Annotated in this window: 17 protein-coding genes; 5 read left to right on the forward strand and 12 right to left on the reverse strand. The window is 67.5% G+C overall.

The features are described 5' to 3' along the window. Positions 1-13: 13 nt before the first annotated feature. Entirely contained in the window at positions 14-934 is a 921-nt protein-coding gene (gene ppk2 / locus G4D77_RS28200) for a polyphosphate kinase 2 (RefSeq protein WP_154834062.1), read from the reverse strand. A 114-nt stretch (positions 935-1048) separates the two neighbouring features. Next, positions 1049-2023: a magnesium/cobalt transporter CorA gene (gene corA / locus G4D77_RS28205; protein WP_012206223.1), complete on the reverse strand. Its 975-nt coding sequence runs from the start codon at positions 2021-2023 to the stop codon at positions 1049-1051. A gap of 181 nt (positions 2024-2204) precedes the next feature. Between corA and G4D77_RS28210 the strand changes: the two genes are divergently transcribed. Continuing rightward, the gene (locus G4D77_RS28210) at positions 2205-3098 is read left to right on the forward strand and encodes an amino acid ABC transporter substrate-binding protein (RefSeq protein WP_047471526.1); all 894 of its coding nucleotides are present in this window, start codon (positions 2205-2207) and stop codon (positions 3096-3098) included. Positions 3099-3186: 88 nt separating this feature from the next. Here the strand turns inward: G4D77_RS28210 and G4D77_RS28215 are convergent, their stop codons facing one another. Together G4D77_RS28215 and G4D77_RS28220 are read right to left on the reverse strand one after the other, a co-directional pair. Continuing rightward, on the reverse strand, positions 3187-3492 hold the full coding sequence (locus G4D77_RS28215) for an NIPSNAP family protein (protein WP_016446410.1): 306 nt from the start codon (positions 3490-3492) through the stop codon (positions 3187-3189). A gap of 55 nt (positions 3493-3547) precedes the next feature. Then, positions 3548-5104: a methyl-accepting chemotaxis protein gene (locus tag G4D77_RS28220; protein ID WP_046987955.1), complete on the reverse strand. Its 1557-nt coding sequence runs from the start codon at positions 5102-5104 to the stop codon at positions 3548-3550. Positions 5105-5227: 123 nt separating this feature from the next. Here G4D77_RS28220 and G4D77_RS28225 point away from each other — a divergent pair, with 123 nt between their 5' ends. Then, positions 5228-5491, forward strand: coding sequence for a VF530 family protein (locus G4D77_RS28225; protein ID WP_017404329.1), 264 nt, complete (start codon positions 5228-5230; stop codon positions 5489-5491). 126 nt (positions 5492-5617) lie between these two features. Here the strand turns inward: G4D77_RS28225 and G4D77_RS28230 are convergent, their stop codons facing one another. Further along, positions 5618-6493 (reverse strand): LysR family transcriptional regulator, encoded by an 876-nt coding sequence (locus tag G4D77_RS28230; protein WP_016446407.1) that lies wholly within the window; start codon positions 6491-6493, stop codon positions 5618-5620. Positions 6494-6615: 122 nt separating this feature from the next. On the opposite strand from G4D77_RS28230, the gene G4D77_RS28235 reads away from it, so the two are divergent. Continuing rightward, positions 6616-7629 carry an NAD(P)H-quinone oxidoreductase gene (locus tag G4D77_RS28235; RefSeq protein WP_154834064.1) on the forward strand — a complete coding sequence of 338 codons (1014 nt, stop codon included), beginning with the start codon at positions 6616-6618 and terminating at the stop codon, positions 7627-7629. Between the two features lie 5 nt (positions 7630-7634). Here the strand turns inward: G4D77_RS28235 and G4D77_RS28240 are convergent, their stop codons facing one another. The 4 genes from G4D77_RS28240 to G4D77_RS28255 form a co-directional block, all read right to left on the reverse strand. Continuing rightward, on the reverse strand, positions 7635-8309 hold the full coding sequence (locus G4D77_RS28240; RefSeq protein WP_154834065.1) for a hypothetical protein: 675 nt from the start codon (positions 8307-8309) through the stop codon (positions 7635-7637). A gap of 4 nt (positions 8310-8313) precedes the next feature. Beyond that, positions 8314-8832, reverse strand: coding sequence for a carboxymuconolactone decarboxylase family protein (locus tag G4D77_RS28245; protein WP_016451460.1), 519 nt, complete (start codon positions 8830-8832; stop codon positions 8314-8316). An 11-nt stretch (positions 8833-8843) separates the two neighbouring features. Beyond that, a complete protein-coding gene (locus G4D77_RS28250; protein ID WP_046238354.1) occupies positions 8844-9848 on the reverse strand; it encodes a Bug family tripartite tricarboxylate transporter substrate binding protein in 1005 nt (334 codons plus the stop codon). Between the two features lie 77 nt (positions 9849-9925). Beyond that, on the reverse strand, positions 9926-10780 hold the full coding sequence (locus tag G4D77_RS28255; protein ID WP_154834066.1) for an amidohydrolase family protein: 855 nt from the start codon (positions 10778-10780) through the stop codon (positions 9926-9928). A gap of 133 nt (positions 10781-10913) precedes the next feature. On the opposite strand from G4D77_RS28255, the gene G4D77_RS28260 reads away from it, so the two are divergent. Beyond that, entirely contained in the window at positions 10914-11807 is an 894-nt protein-coding gene (locus tag G4D77_RS28260) for a LysR family transcriptional regulator (RefSeq protein WP_016446401.1), read from the forward strand. 43 nt (positions 11808-11850) lie between these two features. Here the strand turns inward: G4D77_RS28260 and G4D77_RS28265 are convergent, their stop codons facing one another. Then, positions 11851-12489, reverse strand: a complete 639-nt coding sequence (locus G4D77_RS28265; protein ID WP_016451462.1) for a LysE family translocator — start codon at positions 12487-12489, stop codon at positions 11851-11853. Continuing rightward, complete coding sequence (locus tag G4D77_RS28270; RefSeq protein WP_154834067.1) at positions 12486-13856, reverse strand: MFS transporter; 1371 nt, start codon at positions 13854-13856, stop codon at positions 12486-12488. The genes G4D77_RS28265 and G4D77_RS28270 overlap by 4 nt, the downstream gene beginning before the upstream one ends. Positions 13857-13945: 89 nt before the next feature. Here G4D77_RS28270 and G4D77_RS28275 point away from each other — a divergent pair, with 89 nt between their 5' ends. Next, positions 13946-14881, forward strand: a complete 936-nt coding sequence (locus G4D77_RS28275; protein ID WP_154836352.1) for a LysR substrate-binding domain-containing protein — start codon at positions 13946-13948, stop codon at positions 14879-14881. Positions 14882-14883: 2 nt separating this feature from the next. Here the strand turns inward: G4D77_RS28275 and G4D77_RS28280 are convergent, their stop codons facing one another. After that, positions 14884-15258 carry a c-type cytochrome gene (locus tag G4D77_RS28280; RefSeq protein WP_016446397.1) on the reverse strand — a complete coding sequence of 125 codons (375 nt, stop codon included), beginning with the start codon at positions 15256-15258 and terminating at the stop codon, positions 14884-14886. Between the last annotated feature and the right edge of the window lie 41 nt (positions 15259-15299).

A 15299-nucleotide genomic window follows, 5' to 3' on the forward strand; every position in this document is an offset into this window, starting at 1 on the left:
TGCCGGCCGCCGCTCAGTACAGATCCGGCACGTACATGTGCTGGGGAACGGGGTTGCGTGTGTATTCGGGGTTGCGCGTGCGCTCGGGCAGCACGATGGCCGGGTGCTCTATCTCTTCATAGGGCAGCTGCGTCAGCAGGTGGGAGATGCAGTTGAGCCGCGCCTTCTTCTTGTCCACGGCCTGCACCAGCCACCAGGGCGCCTCGGCGATGTGGGTGCGCTCCAGCATGGCTTCCTTGGCCTTGGTGTAGTCCTCCCAGCGGCGGCGGCTCTCGAAGTCCATGGGACTGAGCTTCCACTGCTTGAGCGGGTCGTGCACGCGGCCCAGAAAGCGCAGGTGCTGCTCCTCGTCGGTGATGGAGAACCAGTACTTCACCAGCGTGATGCCCGAGCGCACCAGCATCTTCTCGAACTCGGGCACGGAGCGGAAGAATTCCTCGTACTCCTCGTCGGAGCAAAAGCCCATCACACGCTCCACGCCGGCGCGGTTGTACCAGCTGCGGTCAAAGAGAACGATCTCGCCGCCCGCAGGCAGGTGGGAGACATAGCGCTGGAAATACCATTGCGTGCGCTCGCGGTCGTTGGGCGCGGGCAGGGCGGCCACGCGGCACACGCGCGGGTTCAGGCGCTGGGTGATGCGCTTGATCACGCCGCCCTTGCCGGCCGCATCGCGGCCCTCGAAGAGGATGACCACCTTCTTCTTGTGGTGCTGCACCCAGTCCTGCAGCTTGACCAGCTCGCCCTGCAGGCGCAGCAGCTCGCGGAAGTAGGTCTGGCGGCTCACGGTGTCGGCACCGTCCAGATCGTCGCCACCGCTGCCCAGGCGGGCGTCGTCTATCTCCATCTCCAGTTCTTCGTCGTAGCTGTCGAGCAGATCGCGTTCGATGCGCTGCATCAGCGAATCATGGTGGTCGGGCAGAAGTTCGTCGTACATGGTGGGGAATCCGGGCGTCCAGGAGTTGGCGCCTGGGATGGTGGCGTGGATGTGTGACGCGGCTGTGACGGTGCGGCTGGGTGAATACCCTGGCACCGCTCGCCTTCCCGCCGCCTACAGCCACCCCGCCTTGCGGAACTTGTAGTAAAGCAGGCCGCAAACACCCAGCACGAACAGCAGTGCGGCCGGATAGCCGTATTGCCACTTCAGTTCGGGCATGTTCTCGAAGTTCATGCCCCAGACGCCGAAAAAGGCCGTGCAGATGGCGAAGATACTGGCCCAGGCTGCCAGCCGCTTGGTGACTTCGTTTTCCTCGATGGACACCATGGACAGGTTCACCTGGATGGCCGTGCCCACGGTGTCGCGCATGGTGTCGATCTGGGCGTTGATGCGGCCCAGGTGATCCATCACATCGCGGAAGTAGTCCCTGGAGCCCACGCAGATCTGGGGGACGCGCCCGCCGTTGAGCTTGCCCACGGCTTCCAGCAGGGGAGCCACGGCGTGCTTGAGGTCCATGGCGCGGCCCTTGAGTTCATACAGCTGCTTGATGTTGTCGCGCGCCGCGCCCTTGGTGAAGATCTGCTGCTCGATCTGCTCCAGCTCCACCTCCAGCGCGTCGATGATGGGAAAGTAGCGGTCCACCACCGCATCCATCAGCGCATACAGCACAAAGCCCGAGCCATGGCGCAGCAGCTCGGGCTCGCTTTCGCAGCGCTCGCGCACGCCCAGGAAACCGCGCTTGCTGCGGTTGCGCACCGACAGCACGTAGTTGGAGCCCACGAAGACATCGACCTCGCCGTGGTTGAAGTGGCCGGGCCGCTCGGGCTCGGGCTCCAGCAGGTGCATCACGGCAAACAGCGAGCTGCCGTACTCCTCCAGCTTGGGCCGCTGGTGACCGTGCAGCGCATCCTCCACGGCCAGGGCATGCAGGCCGAACTCCTGGCGCATCTCCTCCAGCTCGGCCGGCGTGGCGTCCGCCAGCGCCACCCAGACGAAGCAGCCGGGCCGCTCTATGTAGTTGCTGATGTCGGCGACAGGAATGTCCGCCAGCTTGGCCCCGTTTTCGTAGGCAACGCAGTTGATCAGCATGGGAGTTCCCTCGGTAATTCTGGTGCTGGTGATCCTGCCATAACGGGGGAGGGGGAAAAGCCAGTGCCCAAGCTGCCATCGAAACCGCCAGCAGCCCAGGTTTGCGCACCTGGTAACAATACGTGTATAACCTGTCACAACCTGCTGGGCGCCGCCCGGCGCTTGCGAGCCAAGGACTCAGATGATCTTTCGCCAGTGGGGTATTGCGTTGGGTGCGTTGGGCCTGTGGGCCTTGAGCGGTGTCTCTGCAGCCGGTGTGCTGGACAAGATCCAGGCCGGTGGCGCGCTGGTGATTGCGCACCGGGAATCGTCGGTTCCCTTCTCCTACATCGACACCCGCAGCGGCAAGCCCGTCGGTTATGCGCTGGATCTGTGCCTTCGCCTGGCCGAGGCGGTGCGCAAGCAGACAGGCAGGAAGGACATGAAGGTGGAGTTCCTGATGGTCACGCCCGCCAATCGCATGGCCGTGATCGAGCAGGGCAAGGCCGACATGGAGTGCGGCTCGACCACGAACAACGCGCAGCGGCGCCAGACCGTGGCGTTCACGGTTCCCCATTTCATCACCGGCGCCCGGATGCTAGTGAAGGCCGACAGCACCATCAACGCGATGGAGGATCTCAAGGGCAAAAAGCTGGTTTCCACCAAGGGCACCAGCCCGATGGCCCTGGTGACGCAGGCCAACAGGCAGCGCCTGATGGGCATCACCATTGTGGAGGCCCCCGATCACGCGAGGGCCCTGGAGATGGTGGAGAAGGGCGAAGCCGACGCGTTCGTGATGGATGACGTGCTTCTCAACGGGCTGGCCGCTGCACGGCCCGATCCACGCGCCCTGAAGGTGGTGGGCAAGTTCCTGTCCACCGAACCCCTGGCGATCATGCTGCCGAAGGCCGATACCGCGTTCAAGAAACTGGTCGATGAAGAGATGAAGCGCATCATCACCAGCCGCGAAATCCACCCGATCTACGAGAAGTGGTTCCTGCAGCCGATTCCACCCAGCTCCACGAATCTGAACCTGCCGATCAGCTACCTGCTGCGCGACTTCTGGAAGTACCCCACGGCGGACATTCTGCTGTAGGCCCGTTCAGACGCGGCGCCGGATTTGTCGAGCCGCCAGCGCTTGCCCGCTTGCCCGGTTCGACGGGCGGCTGCGGCGCCGGGCAGATTCAGCCGAACACGGGGCGCATGAAGCTGCGCTCGTAGCTGAGGATGCAGCGCGTGTCCTCCGCGTAGCGGAAGGCCGCCTGGCATTCGGGGTCCTGCATGGACTTGATGCGGTACTCCTCGTACAGCGCCATGCTGGGAAAGCTGAACATGGCCAGCGCCACATTGTTGGCACCTTCGGACGGCAGGAAGTAGCCGTGGTGCTTGCCGCCGAACTTCTCGACCAGCGGAATCCAGGTCTTGCCGTAGTGCTCGAATTCCTTGGCCTTGAACGGGTCGATGATGTAGCGCAGGTAGCAGGTGATCATGGGGATGGAAGAAGGGGAGGAAAGGAAAGGGGAGGCAGGGAGGGCAGAGCCGGCTCTAGAGTTTGAACGAAGCCGTCAGGCGCGACAGCTTCTCCGATTCTTCCTGCAGCACCTGCGTGGCAGCCGAGGACTGCTCGACCAGGGCGGCGTTTTGCTGGGTCACGCGGTCCATGTCGGTCACGGCATGGCCCACCTGCTCGATGCCGCTGCTTTGCTCGCGGCTGGCCGAGGCGATTTCGGTCACGATGCCCGTGATGTTGCGCACCGTGGTGACCACCTCGCGCATGGTCTGGCCGGCCTGGTCCACCAGGGTGGCGCCGGCGTCCACGCTTTCCACCGAGGTCTGGATCAGCGTCTTGATCTCGCGCGCGGCCGAGGCGCTGCGCTGTGCCAGCGTGCGCACCTCGCCCGCCACCACGGCAAAGCCGCGCCCGTGCTCGCCCGCGCGCGCCGCTTCCACGGCCGCATTCAGCGCGAGGATATTGGTCTGGAAGGCAATGCCGTCGATCACGCCGATGATGTCCACCACGCGGCGCGAGGAGCTGTTGATCTCGCCCATGGTGGCCACCACCTGGTCCACCACGGAGCCGCCGCGCTCGGCCACGGAACAGGCGCCCGAGGCGATCTGGCTGGCGTGCTGGGCGTTCTCGGCGTTCTGGTGCACGGTGGCCGTGAGCTGCTCCATGGAGGCGGCGGTTTCTTCCAGCGAACTGGCCTGGCGCTCCGTGCGCTGCGACAGGTCCACGCTGCCCGTGGCGATCTCGCCGGCCGAGCGGTGGATGACGCCGGCCGTTTCATGGATGCGCGTCACCAGCTGGCGCAGCTGCTCGCTCATGCGCTGCACGGCGGCGATCACGCTGCCTTCGGGGGCCTGGGCTGCGCCTGCCAGCCCCGACTGCGACAGGTCGCCCGAGGCGATGCGGTTGGCAATCTCGGCCGCCACCGCCGGCTCGCCGCCAATGGCATTGAGCACGCTGCGCGTGGCCAGCCACGCAATCAGGGACAGCAGTGCGCCCAGCACGGCCAGCGCCGCCACCGACTTGGTGATGGTGGCGACAAAGGCCTGCTGGATGTCGTCCACATAGTCGCCAGCGATCAGGTCCCAGTTCCAGGCCGTGGAGCGCCTGGCATAGGCCAGCTTCTCGCTGGGCTCCTTGGCGCCGGGGCGGGGCCACCAGTACGTGAGGTAGCCGCTGCCCTGGGCCGATGCGCCCACGGCGGCAATGTTGCGGTACAGGTAGTTGCCCTTGGCATCCTGGAAGCCGCCCATGTTCTTGCCGTTGATGCCCGGGCTTGCGGGATTGTTCAGCACCACGGAATCCGTGGTGATGCTGGTGATGTAGCCTGCGCCGCCTGCATAGCGCAACTGGCCCACGCGGGCAATGGCGGTGGCCTTGGCTTCTTCCTCTGTCAGCTTGCCGGCCTTGGCCTCGGCGGCAATCGCCGCAATCAGGCTGTCGCCCGCATCGACGAAGTCGCGCAGCGCCTGCTGCCGGGCCTCGTAGGCCTTGTCGCGTGCCTGGTAGGCGTTGAAGAGGGTGAGCGCAAGCAGCGCGAGAAGGCAGAAAACCAGCGGTGCCAGCAGTTTCTGGCGAAGGGACAGGGCGGGCATGGTCGGGGAGTGCAGCAGAAGGCCAGGAACGCCACAATGCTACAGAAACTTACGGCGTGGTTGCATGTAATTACAAATAAAGCTGCGGTCCGCAGCACTGCAAAGGCGGGCGAAAATCGCGCCATGCAAGAAACCCCGCCTCCCGCCGCCCAGCCCCGCAATCCGCTGCACGGCGTCACGCTCGAAGCCATCGTCCTTGCCCTGGAGGCCCGCTACGGCTGGGCCGGGCTTGCGCGGCAGGTTCCGGTGCGCTGCTTTGCGCTGGACCCCAGCGTCAGCTCCAGCCTGAAGTTCCTGCGCAAGACGCCCTGGGCGCGCGAGAAGGTGGAGGCGCTCTATCTGGAGATGCTGCGCAAGGACAGGCCCAGGCCTGCTTCCAAAGACTGAAGGCGAAGCCGGTGGCCACCGGGCAGCCTGTCCGGTGCGCTGGCGCAGGTTCTGCCGATCATCGGCTCCCGCTGCATGCCTGCATCCCTGCCGCCGTGATTGCCGCCGCCCTGGACAAGCTCGGCATCACGCAGGCTCCGCGCCCAGCGCCTGGGCCAGGAACTCGGCCGTGACGCGCACCCGGGCCGTGCGCTGCAGGTCGGGGTGCATGACCTGCCAGACCTCGTAGTCGTCCGAGCGCTGGCGCTGCGGCCAGATGCGCAGCAGGCCTTCGCGCTCGCCCATGCTCACGGGCATTTCGCCCAGGCCTATGCCGGCCGCCACGGCCTTGCGCACCAGCAGGCTGGAGTTGGCGGCCATGGCGATCCTGGCCTGGCGTGCGGGCACGTCCACCATGGTGGGAACGGGCCGCTGCTCCAGGAAGGGACCGTAGACCACGAGGTGGTGGCCGCGCAGTTCGTCCTCGGCCACGGGCTCGCCAAAGCGCGCCACATAGGCGGCACTCGCAAACAGTCCTACCGGCCATGCCGCCACGCGGCGCACCACCAGCTCTGGCGCCTCGGGGCGGACGTTGCGAAACGCGATGTCGGCCTGGCGGCGGCCCAGGTTGAGCATCTGGGTGGACACCTCCAGGTCCACGCGGATGCCGGGCCAGCGCTGCTGCAGGCGCTCGATGGCGGGCAGCAGGAATTCGGTGGCAATCGAGTCGGTGCTGGTCACGCGCACCAAGCCGGCCGGGCTGTCGTCCAGGCCTTCGATGCGCGTGCGCAGGTCCAGCGCCGCGCCCTCCATGCGTCGCGCCGCGCCCAGTGCGGCCTCGCCGGCGGCGGTCAGCAGGTAGCCGTCCCTGGCGCGCAGGAAGAGCTTGCTGCCCAGCTCGGCCTCCAGCGCATTCAGGCGCCGGCCCACGGTGGCCTGGTCCACGCCCAGGATGCGTGCGGCCGCGCGCAGGGAAGGGGCGCGTGTCAGGGCGAGAAAGATGCGGGTGTCATCCCAGTTCATGGCGGTTGGCGTGATGCAGATTTGCAGCACTGTAGAGCGAAATCGCTGCGTTCGAGCGGCTGGCGGCAGTCGTAAGCTCGGGGCATTCGTTTCTTCAACCTGTTTTTGGACACTCTTTCGCCATGAATGACGACGCCCGCATGCAAGCCATTGTTTTCGACGATTTCGGCGGCCCCGAAGTGCTCGTGGCCCGCGACGTGGCCCGGCCCGAAGTCCGGCCCCATGACCTTCTGGTGCGCAATGCCTCCATCGGCGTGAACCGTGCCGATGTCTCGCACCGCAAGGGCGCCTATGGCCGCGCCCACTTTGGCGAATCCGACCTCATGGGCCTGGAGATCGCCGGCACGGTGGTGCAAGTGGGCGCCGAGGTGCAGGGCTTCGCCGTGGGCGACCGTGTCATGGGCATCGTGGGCGGCGGCGCCTATGCCGAGCTGTCGCGCATCGACCACCGCATGGCCATGCATGTGCCCGAGGGCCTTTCGCTGACGGATGCCGGCGCGGTGGCCGAAGTCTTCGTGACTGCGCATGAGGCGCTGTTCCACCTGGCCCAACTGCAGCCTGGCGAAGCCGTGCTCATCCACGCGGCCGGCAGCGGCGTGGGCTCGGCGGCGGTGCAGCTGGCGCATGCGGCCGGGGCGCGCGTGTTCGCCACGGCCAGCGGCGACAAGCGGGCGGCTGTCATGGGCCTTGGCGCCGACGTGTTCATCGACTACCGCAGCGAAGACTTCCAGGCCGTGGTGGCCGAGCAGACCGGCGGCCAGGGTGTGGATGTGGTGGTGGACTTCATCGGCGCCCCGTATCTGGAGCGCAACCTGCGCTCGATGGCCATGGGCGGGCGCATGGTCTGCGTGGGCCTGCTGGGCGGCGCGCTGGCGGCGGCCGTGCCCATGGATGTGCTGCTGTACAGGCACCTGAGGATCTTCGGCACGGTGATGAAGTCGCGCCCGCCCGAAGTCAAGCAGGCCATGGTCCGGCGCTTTGCCCAGCGCTGGCTGCCCGCGCTGGCGGCCGGCACCATCCGCCCCGTGATCGACAGCACCTGGCCGCTGGCCGAGGCCGCGCAGGCGCACCGGCGCATGGAGTCGGGCCAGAGCGTGGGCAAGCTGCTGCTGATTCCCGGGCAGGGCGCTCAATAGGGCGTTCAATAGGGCGGCCAGGCCCCATCCCCCGCGTCCACGGTCGCGAACATGGTGCGCACGGTGTGCGTGAAATGCGGCCGCGTGATGTCGCTCCAGGCCGTGGCGCGCACCTGCAGCCAGGCCGGGCAGCCCAGCACCTCGGGGTTTTGCAGGTCATAGCAGGCCAGGGACAGCGGGCCGCCGTCGTGGTTCAGGTAGCGGCGTGAATGGATGTTGCCCTGCACGGCGGCCAGGCCCGGCATGTGTTCTTCGTCGTACCAGCGAAAGATCTCGGGCGCCCAGCCTTCGGCCGGGTCCATCTCCACCGTGTAGTGGGCATGGCGCTGCTGCCCGTGCGAGGCGCCGGGCCGGTCGAAGGCCAGCGTCAGCCTGGACGCCGCAAGGTTTGATGCGGCCGGCAGCATGGCCTGCGCCGCCGCCTGCACGGCAAGCACTGCAGGCCGCGAGACGCCCATGCGGCCCGGCAGCTCCACATAGACGTAGATGCGCCCCGTGCTGGCCGACCAGGCGAATCGCTGGACGGTCAGGCGCACGCCCAGGCCTGCCGCCTGGGTGAGGGCGTCGCCAAACGCAGGACCGTAGGCGCTTCTTGCGAATGCCTTGGCGCTTGCCAGGCAGGGCGCTGCCATCGTCCATTGCAGCAGCAGGCAGTCGGCAGGTATGCGGGAATCAGCCATGCCTTCAGTGCCCGATATGGAATGCGGTGAGAAAGCGCGAGACCATGTTGTAGGCCGCGATGGTGGCCACCAGGTCCACCTGTTCCTGCGCGCTGAAGCGGGCCTGCACCTGGGCGAACAGCGCGTCGGCGACGGTGATGTCGCGCGTCATGGCATCGGTCAGGCGGATGGCAAGGTGCTCTTGCTCGGTCCACGGCGCATCCGCGGCGCAGGGGATGCTGCGGGTCGCCTCGATGGCCGCATCGCTCTTGCCCGCCTTGTGGGCATGGGGTACATGGGCATTGAATTCATAGGGCGCGCCGTTGAGCACGGCCACGCGCAGGATGACCAGCTCGCGCAGCCCTGCATCCAGGCTGCTGCGATTGCGCACGGCCGACAGCATCTGCTCCCATCCGTGGGCGATGGGCGGGCTGTTGAGCAGCACCTGGTACAGCTCGGAAATGCGGCCGCGTTCGGCCAGGATGCGCGATTCCACAGCCGCCAGTTCGGGGCGGGTTCCGGGGAGTACGGGTTGGATTCTCATGGGGGCTCGCTTCAGTCGGGGGTGATGCCGTTGGCGCGTACCACGCGGCTCCATTTGAGGGTGTCGGCCTGCAGCGCCCTGGCCAGCTCGGCCGGCGTGCTGCCCACGACTTCAGTGCCAGAGGCTTCCAGGCGGCTTTTGACCGAGGGCGTGTTCAGCGCCCGCTGCACGGCCTGGCTCATTTTTTCGGTCTCGGCCGCTGGCGTGCCCTTGGGGGCGAACAGGGCGTACCAGTTGTCCGAATCCACGCCGGTGATGCCGATCTCGGCAAAGGTCCTGACCTCGGGAAAGCGCGGGTGGCGCCGGCTGGCGGCAATGGCAACGGGCTTGAGCTTGCCGGCGGAGATCTGTCCGATCAGCCCGGGAATGTCGCCAAAGAAACCATCGACATGGCCCGCCACCACATCCGTGATGGCGGGCGCGGCGCCCTTGTAGGGAATGTGGGCGAGCTGGATGCCCGCATGCTCTTTGAGCAATTCCATGGCCAGGTGCGGCACGCTGCCCGTGCCGGACGAGGCCATGGTCAGCGGTGTACGGGCCTGGCGTGCGGCTGCCACGAACTGCGCGCCGTTGCCGTAGGGCGCCTTGGCGTTGACCACCAGCATCTCCACGTTGCTGACTACCAGCGACACCGGTGCGAGGTCGGTGGCCGGCTTGTAGCCGAGCTTGGGGTACAGCGCCGGGTTGATGGCCACGGCGCCCACGCTGGTCAGCCACAGCGTGCGCGTGTCCGGCTGTGCGCGCGATACGTATTCGGCCGCAATGGCGCCGTTGGCACCGGCCTTGTTCTCGACCACGACGATGCTGCCCAGCTCCTTGCCCAATTGCTCGGCCAGCGTGCGCGCCACGAAGTCCACCGGGCCGCCCGGCGGAAAGGCCACGACGATGCGCGTCATCTGCGGCTGCGCGGGCGCAAGCGCGGGCCATGCGGCGCAAACCAGGGCAGCGAGGGGCGCCAGGGCCGCCAGCGCCATGGACAGGCAGCGCCTGCGGCGGGTGGAAGGGATGCTTGTCATGGATGTCTCCTTTTATGGGTATCTGTGGGCAGGGCGACGGGCGATGAGCCACAGGCGACGGGCGCCGTCTGCGGTCCTCAGAACCGGTACAGCCGCTGCGGGTTGTCCACCAGCAGGGCCTGCCGCAGCGCTGGCGTGGGCGCGATGTCGGCCAGCGCATCGACCAGCAGGCCGTCGTCGGGCACGTGCGTGTGGTTGGGGTGGGGCCAGTCCGTGCCCCACAGGCACTGCGTGGGAAAGCGCTCCACCAGCAGGCGCGCCAGCGGCTTGCCCTGGGCATAGGGCGGCTGGCTGTCGATGCGGTCCACGCCGCTGACCTTGACGTGGAACTGCGGCTGGTCGGCCAGCAGCTGCATCAGCGCCTGGAAATCTGCATGCCCTGCGCCCAGGCGCGCATCCACGCGCCCCATGTGGTCGATCACCACGGGCACGGCACTGGCCTGCAACTGCCGGCCCACCGTATGCACCAGGCTGCTTTCGAAATGCACCTGCAGATGCAGGCCTGCCGCGGCCAGGCGCGGGGTCAGCGCCAGAACGTCTTCAATGCGGGCGCCGGCCAGGTGCCGCATGAAGTTGAAGCGCACGCCCCGGAACCCCGCATCCGCCAGCCGCGCCAGCTCGCCATCGGACACATCGGCGGCCACCAGCGCCACGCCCAGGTAGTTGCCGCCACCGGCGGCAATCGCGTCCTGCACCGCACTGTTGTCCAGGCCGTGGCAGGCGGACTGCACGATCACGCAGCGCGACACGCCCAGGTGGCGGTGCAGTGCAAACAGCGTGTGCTTGCCCGCGTCCGCCGGGGTGAAGCTGCGCCCGGCCGCATAGGGAAACTGGGTGCCGGGACCGAACACATGCACATGGGTATCGCAGGCGCCCGCAGGCAGCTGCAGCGCGGGCTTGGAGGGGGACAGGGCGTAGGTGAGTTCAGGCATGGGGCTTTGCAACAAGGCAGCGACAGCGAAGGCTTGTGGCGATTGTGGGCGGGCTTGCCGCGAATGAGGCATAGACTTGGCTGATACCTGCTATCAGCCAAAAGCATGCTGAAAGCCCTTGCCAAGGAGAACCATGGACCTGACGCGCCTGAGCTATTTCGCTGCGGTGGCCGAGGCCGGCAGCTTCAGCCGCGCCGCCGCCGCCCTGCATTTGTCGCAACCGGCCCTCAGCCGACAGGTGCTGTTGCTGGAGGGGGAGCTGGGACAGCGGCTGCTGGAGCGCACCGGGCGCGGCGTGGTGCTGACCGAGCCGGGCCAGGCGCTGCTGCAGCATGCGGCCGGCATCTTTGCGCTGGCCGCGCAGGCCGAATCGGACATGCAGGACCGGCTGCGCAGCCCGCGCGGGCGCATCAGCATCGGCCTGCCGCCCTGGGTGGCGCGCTCCATCGCCGCAGACCTGGTGCAGGGCTTTTTGCAGCAGTACCCCGACGTCACCATCTCCATCGAGGAGAACCTGAGCATCAGCCTGCGCGAATGGCTGATCGCCGGGCGCGTGGACATGGCCCTGCTGTTCGATCCCCCGCACTCGCCGCAGATCACCACGGAGACCCTGCTGCGCGAGCCGCTGGTGCTGGTCAGCAGGCATGCGCTGCCCGCCAAGGTCCGCATGGCGGCGCTGTCCCAGCGCAAGCTCGTCATGGCGCGCGGCCCCAACGCGCTGCGCAAGCTGCTGGAGAGCTACACCGTGCCGCGCGGCGTGCCGCTGCACATGCTGGCCGAGGTCGATTCCGTGCACACCGTGCTCTCGCTGGTGGCCCGGGGCATGGGCGACTCCGTGCTGCCGCTGAGCGCCATCCAGGGCACGGCCTCGCCGTCGCAGCTGTCGATCGCGCAGATCATCTCGCCCGTCGTGCGCAACCGCCTGGTGCTGGCCATTCCGCGCGCACGCCCGTCCACCCGCGTCACGCGCTTTGCAGAGCAGCTGATCAAGCGGGTGGTGAGCGAGCGGCTGGGCTTGCCGGGTTGATCCGACAGCTGTTGAACGGCCAGTGCGAAGCCCTGGCCCGCACTCAGCCCAGCTTGTGCCGCGTCCTGAGCAATCCCAGGCCCAGCGCGATGAAGGTGCCGCCCACGATGCGGTTGAACAGCCTGGCGTGCGCCAGCACGTGGCCCTTGATCATGGAGATCAGCAGCACATAGCAGGCGTGCGAGATCAGGGCGCAGACCGCGAACGTGGTGGTCAGCACCAGGTACTGCGTGAGCAGCGGCTCGCCCGGGATGACGAATTGCGGGAACAGCGCGGAGAAGAACAGGATGGCCTTGGGATTGGTCAGCGACACGCCCAGGCCCTGCGCCACCAGCTGCCAGTTCCCGCGTTCACGCCGGTGGGCAGGCGCCAGGCCGGCGTCGCTGCCCAGCAGCGCGTCCTTGCTGCGCCAGCGCTTGACGCCCAGCCAGATCAGGTACATGGCGCCTGCCACCTTCATGACCAGAAATGCGTGGGCCGACATGCTGAGAATGGTGCCCATGCCGATCATGGCCAGCCCGGAGACCACGAAGATGCCCACCGAGCTGCCCAGCGAACTCAGGGCCGTTCGCCTGGCGCCCACGTCCACCGAGTTGGAGATGGCCAGCAGCACTGCCGGGCCGGGAGTGAAGCACATCAGCAGCGAGACGCCGCAGAAAACAAGCCAGTGGGCGATGGTCATGGTCGGTGCGAGGAGGCCGTGGGAAGACAGCCGGTATTCTCGTTCAATAACGCCCCCTGCGTGGCCCCGGGGTTGCCGGCCGCCCCGGCCCGTGCAAACAGATGCATGGCCCAGCCCGCGCAGGCCGCCGCGCAGGCCCAGACCAGCCCCCAGCCCTGGGCCGACAGCAAGTGCGGAATGGCCAGCGGCACCAGGAAGCACACCGCGAACACCGAGGTATTGGCCATGCCCAGCGCCGTGCCCGCGCGGGCCGCGCCGGCCAGCCCGGCCAGCTGCGTGTAGGCAACGCCGTGCCAGGCGGACACGCAGATACCGCACACGCCCAGCATCACCATCAGCACCAGGCCCATGGCGGGCGACACTGCCGATGCGCCCGGATGGCTGCTCCAGCTCAGGGCCGCCATGCTCGCGAACAACGCCAGGGTGAGCTGGCAGCAGGCGCGCAGAAAGGCCGGGCGGTTCTGGCGCCTGTCGGTCCAGCGGCCGCTGCAGATGCGCAGGGCCATGGAGGCGAGCTGCACGACCGACATGACGGCCGCCGCCACGCCCAGCCCCAGGTGGGCATGGTCATGCAGAAACACCGTTCCGAACGAGAGCACGGCGAACTGCGGGGCGCACAGGATGCCGATGCCGGCGGCCATGCGCCAGGCTTGCCGATCGCGCAGGGGCCCTGGCGCGGATGGCCCGGCCCGGCCTGGCGCAGCGGCCTTGCCTGAGGCCGGTGCATGCGGTGGCTCCTGAATCCACAGCGCTGCAAACACCGCCGCCGCCAGGCACAGCGCCGCCAGCACGCCATAGACGGCGGCAAAGCCTGCATGCGTGGCCAGGCCGGTCAGCAAGGGGGCGCCAATGGCGCCGCCCAAGGGCACGGCGGTCTGGCGGATGCTCATGGCCAGGCCGCGCTCGCCTTCGGCAAACCAGCCCATGACGGCCCGGCCACTGGCACCGTTGACGCTGCCGCCCAGCAGGCCCACCAGCACCAGCCCGCCGGCCAGCAGGCCGAACGAAGGGATATGGTCCGGCGATGGCGAGGCCCAGAGCGCCATCGCCGCCAGGGCCAAGGCCGTGCCGCACAGGCCCAGCAGCAGCACCGGCCGGTCGCCCCAGCGGTCCGTCAGCAGGCCCCAGGGCAGTTCGCTGAGCGCAATGCCCAGGCCCATCAGCCCCAGCGCCAGGCCCAGCGTCTGCGTGTCCAGCTGGTAGCCCGAACGCATGAGGATGGCCGTCATGGGGATGCCGCTGAAAGCCACGGAAAACGCGGCGTTGGCGATGACGCCAGCGGCCAGCACCTTCCATCGGTGGCGGGGCGGGTGGGGGGAAGCCAAGGGGCTGGGATTGGCGCTGCGGCCGGCAGGAGAAGAGGTCATGGCCGGCAGTATGGTCAGCCCCAACCATCCTGAAAATCACATAATTTCGTATCTACAATCCAGTTTTTCAGCACGATGAAGGCTTGGCAATGACACGTGTGCTCTATGACCTGGATGTGCTGCGCACGTTTTGCACCGGCGTCGAACTGGGCAGTTTCGCCCGCGCCGCGGACAAGCTCGGCCGCTCCTCCTCGGCCGTCAGCGCCCAGCTCAAGAAGCTGGAATCCCAATGCGGCACGCCCTTGCTGCGCAAGTCCGGCCGGGGGCTGGTGCTGACGGAGGCCGGAGAAACCCTGCGCGGCTACGCGCTGCGCCTGCTCGAACTCAACGACCGCGCCGTGGCGGCCGTGCGCGGCAGCGAACTGCGCGGCCTGGTGCGCCTGGGCCTGCAGGAGGACCTGGGCGAAAGCGTGCTGCCCCATGTGCTGGGGCAGTTCGCGCGCGCCCATCCCCATGTGCGCATCGAAGCCAGCGTGGCCCGCAGCGATGAACTGCGCGAGCGCATCGCCCTCGGGCAATTCGACCTGGCCCTGCTATGGGATGCGGGCGTGAACCACGCGTGCGTGCATGGGGAGCACATCATGCGGCTGCCGCTCCAGTGGATTGGCCCGGCATCCATGGACGCGGCCGACGCCGGCTGGGCACGCTGGCGCAGTGGTGCAGCGCAGGAAGACGACGTGCTGCCCCTGGCCATGCTCGATGCGCCTTGCCCCTTGCGGGACATCGTGACGGCTGCGCTGGACAAGAAGGGCATGGCCTGGCGCCATGCCTTCAACAGTGCCAGCCTGTCCGCCGTCTGGGCCGCCACGGCTGCAGGCCTGGGCCTGTCCGTGCGCACGCCGTTCGGCCTGCCCGCGCACGTCAAGCCGCTGGATGCGCAGGCCCTGGGCCTGCCGGCCCTGCCGTCCATGGATCTGATCCTGGGCCGTGCCACGCTCGATGCGCCAGCGCCCGTGGACCGGCTGGCCAGCATTCTGGTCGATGCGGTGCGCGAGCATATGCGCGCGCAGAAACTCGATATATAGGGCTACTTCTTCGCAACCAGGCCACTGAAGTATTCATTGAGGTCGCGGAAATCCTTCACGGTCCAGGCATGGGGCGGCACCTTCACCCCGTTTTCCCGCAAGGTCCTGGGAATCAGGTCGCCATTGGGGCGAAGAATGACGGACGAGACGATCACGCCCGGATAGTCATGGAGCCTTTTTCTGAACGCGGCGGTCGCCAGGTCGGGGGTGGGTGGATTGCTCTTGTTGGCCAGCGGGCCCGTACCCTTGGCGTCTGCCCCGTGGCACATGGCGCATCTGGACAGGTAGAGCTGCTTTCCATTGCTGTTGTCTGCAAGGCAGGGCAATGCCTGAATGCACAGCGATATTCCCAAGGATACGGCGACGATTGTTTTCATTGACTCGCGGATATTTTTTGGTATGAATTTGATCCGCCGCG

The organism is Delftia sp. WY8 (genome assembly GCF_018437695.1).
Lineage (GTDB): Bacteria > Pseudomonadota > Gammaproteobacteria > Burkholderiales > Burkholderiaceae_C > Comamonas > Comamonas tsuruhatensis.

Coding starts and splice junctions, on each gene's coding strand:
- ppk2 (WP_154834062.1), bottom strand. CDS start 934: ATGTACGACGAACTTCTGCCCGACCACCATGATTCGCTGATGCAGCGC.
- corA (WP_012206223.1), bottom strand. CDS start 2,023: ATGCTGATCAACTGCGTTGCCTACGAAAACGGGGCCAAGCTGGCGGAC.
- G4D77_RS28210 (WP_047471526.1), top strand. CDS start 2,205: ATGATCTTTCGCCAGTGGGGTATTGCGTTGGGTGCGTTGGGCCTGTGG.
- G4D77_RS28215 (WP_016446410.1), bottom strand. CDS start 3,492: ATGATCACCTGCTACCTGCGCTACATCATCGACCCGTTCAAGGCCAAG.
- G4D77_RS28220 (WP_046987955.1), bottom strand. CDS start 5,104: ATGCCCGCCCTGTCCCTTCGCCAGAAACTGCTGGCACCGCTGGTTTTC.
- G4D77_RS28225 (WP_017404329.1), top strand. CDS start 5,228: ATGCAAGAAACCCCGCCTCCCGCCGCCCAGCCCCGCAATCCGCTGCAC.
- G4D77_RS28230 (WP_016446407.1), bottom strand. CDS start 6,493: ATGAACTGGGATGACACCCGCATCTTTCTCGCCCTGACACGCGCCCCT.
- G4D77_RS28235 (WP_154834064.1), top strand. CDS start 6,616: ATGAATGACGACGCCCGCATGCAAGCCATTGTTTTCGACGATTTCGGC.
- G4D77_RS28240 (WP_154834065.1), bottom strand. CDS start 8,309: ATGGCTGATTCCCGCATACCTGCCGACTGCCTGCTGCTGCAATGGACG.
- G4D77_RS28245 (WP_016451460.1), bottom strand. CDS start 8,832: ATGAGAATCCAACCCGTACTCCCCGGAACCCGCCCCGAACTGGCGGCT.
- G4D77_RS28250 (WP_046238354.1), bottom strand. CDS start 9,848: ATGACAAGCATCCCTTCCACCCGCCGCAGGCGCTGCCTGTCCATGGCG.
- G4D77_RS28255 (WP_154834066.1), bottom strand. CDS start 10,780: ATGCCTGAACTCACCTACGCCCTGTCCCCCTCCAAGCCCGCGCTGCAG.
- G4D77_RS28260 (WP_016446401.1), top strand. CDS start 10,914: ATGGACCTGACGCGCCTGAGCTATTTCGCTGCGGTGGCCGAGGCCGGC.
- G4D77_RS28265 (WP_016451462.1), bottom strand. CDS start 12,489: ATGACCATCGCCCACTGGCTTGTTTTCTGCGGCGTCTCGCTGCTGATG.
- G4D77_RS28270 (WP_154834067.1), bottom strand. CDS start 13,856: ATGACCTCTTCTCCTGCCGGCCGCAGCGCCAATCCCAGCCCCTTGGCT.
- G4D77_RS28275 (WP_154836352.1), top strand. CDS start 13,946: ATGACACGTGTGCTCTATGACCTGGATGTGCTGCGCACGTTTTGCACC.
- G4D77_RS28280 (WP_016446397.1), bottom strand. CDS start 15,258: ATGAAAACAATCGTCGCCGTATCCTTGGGAATATCGCTGTGCATTCAG.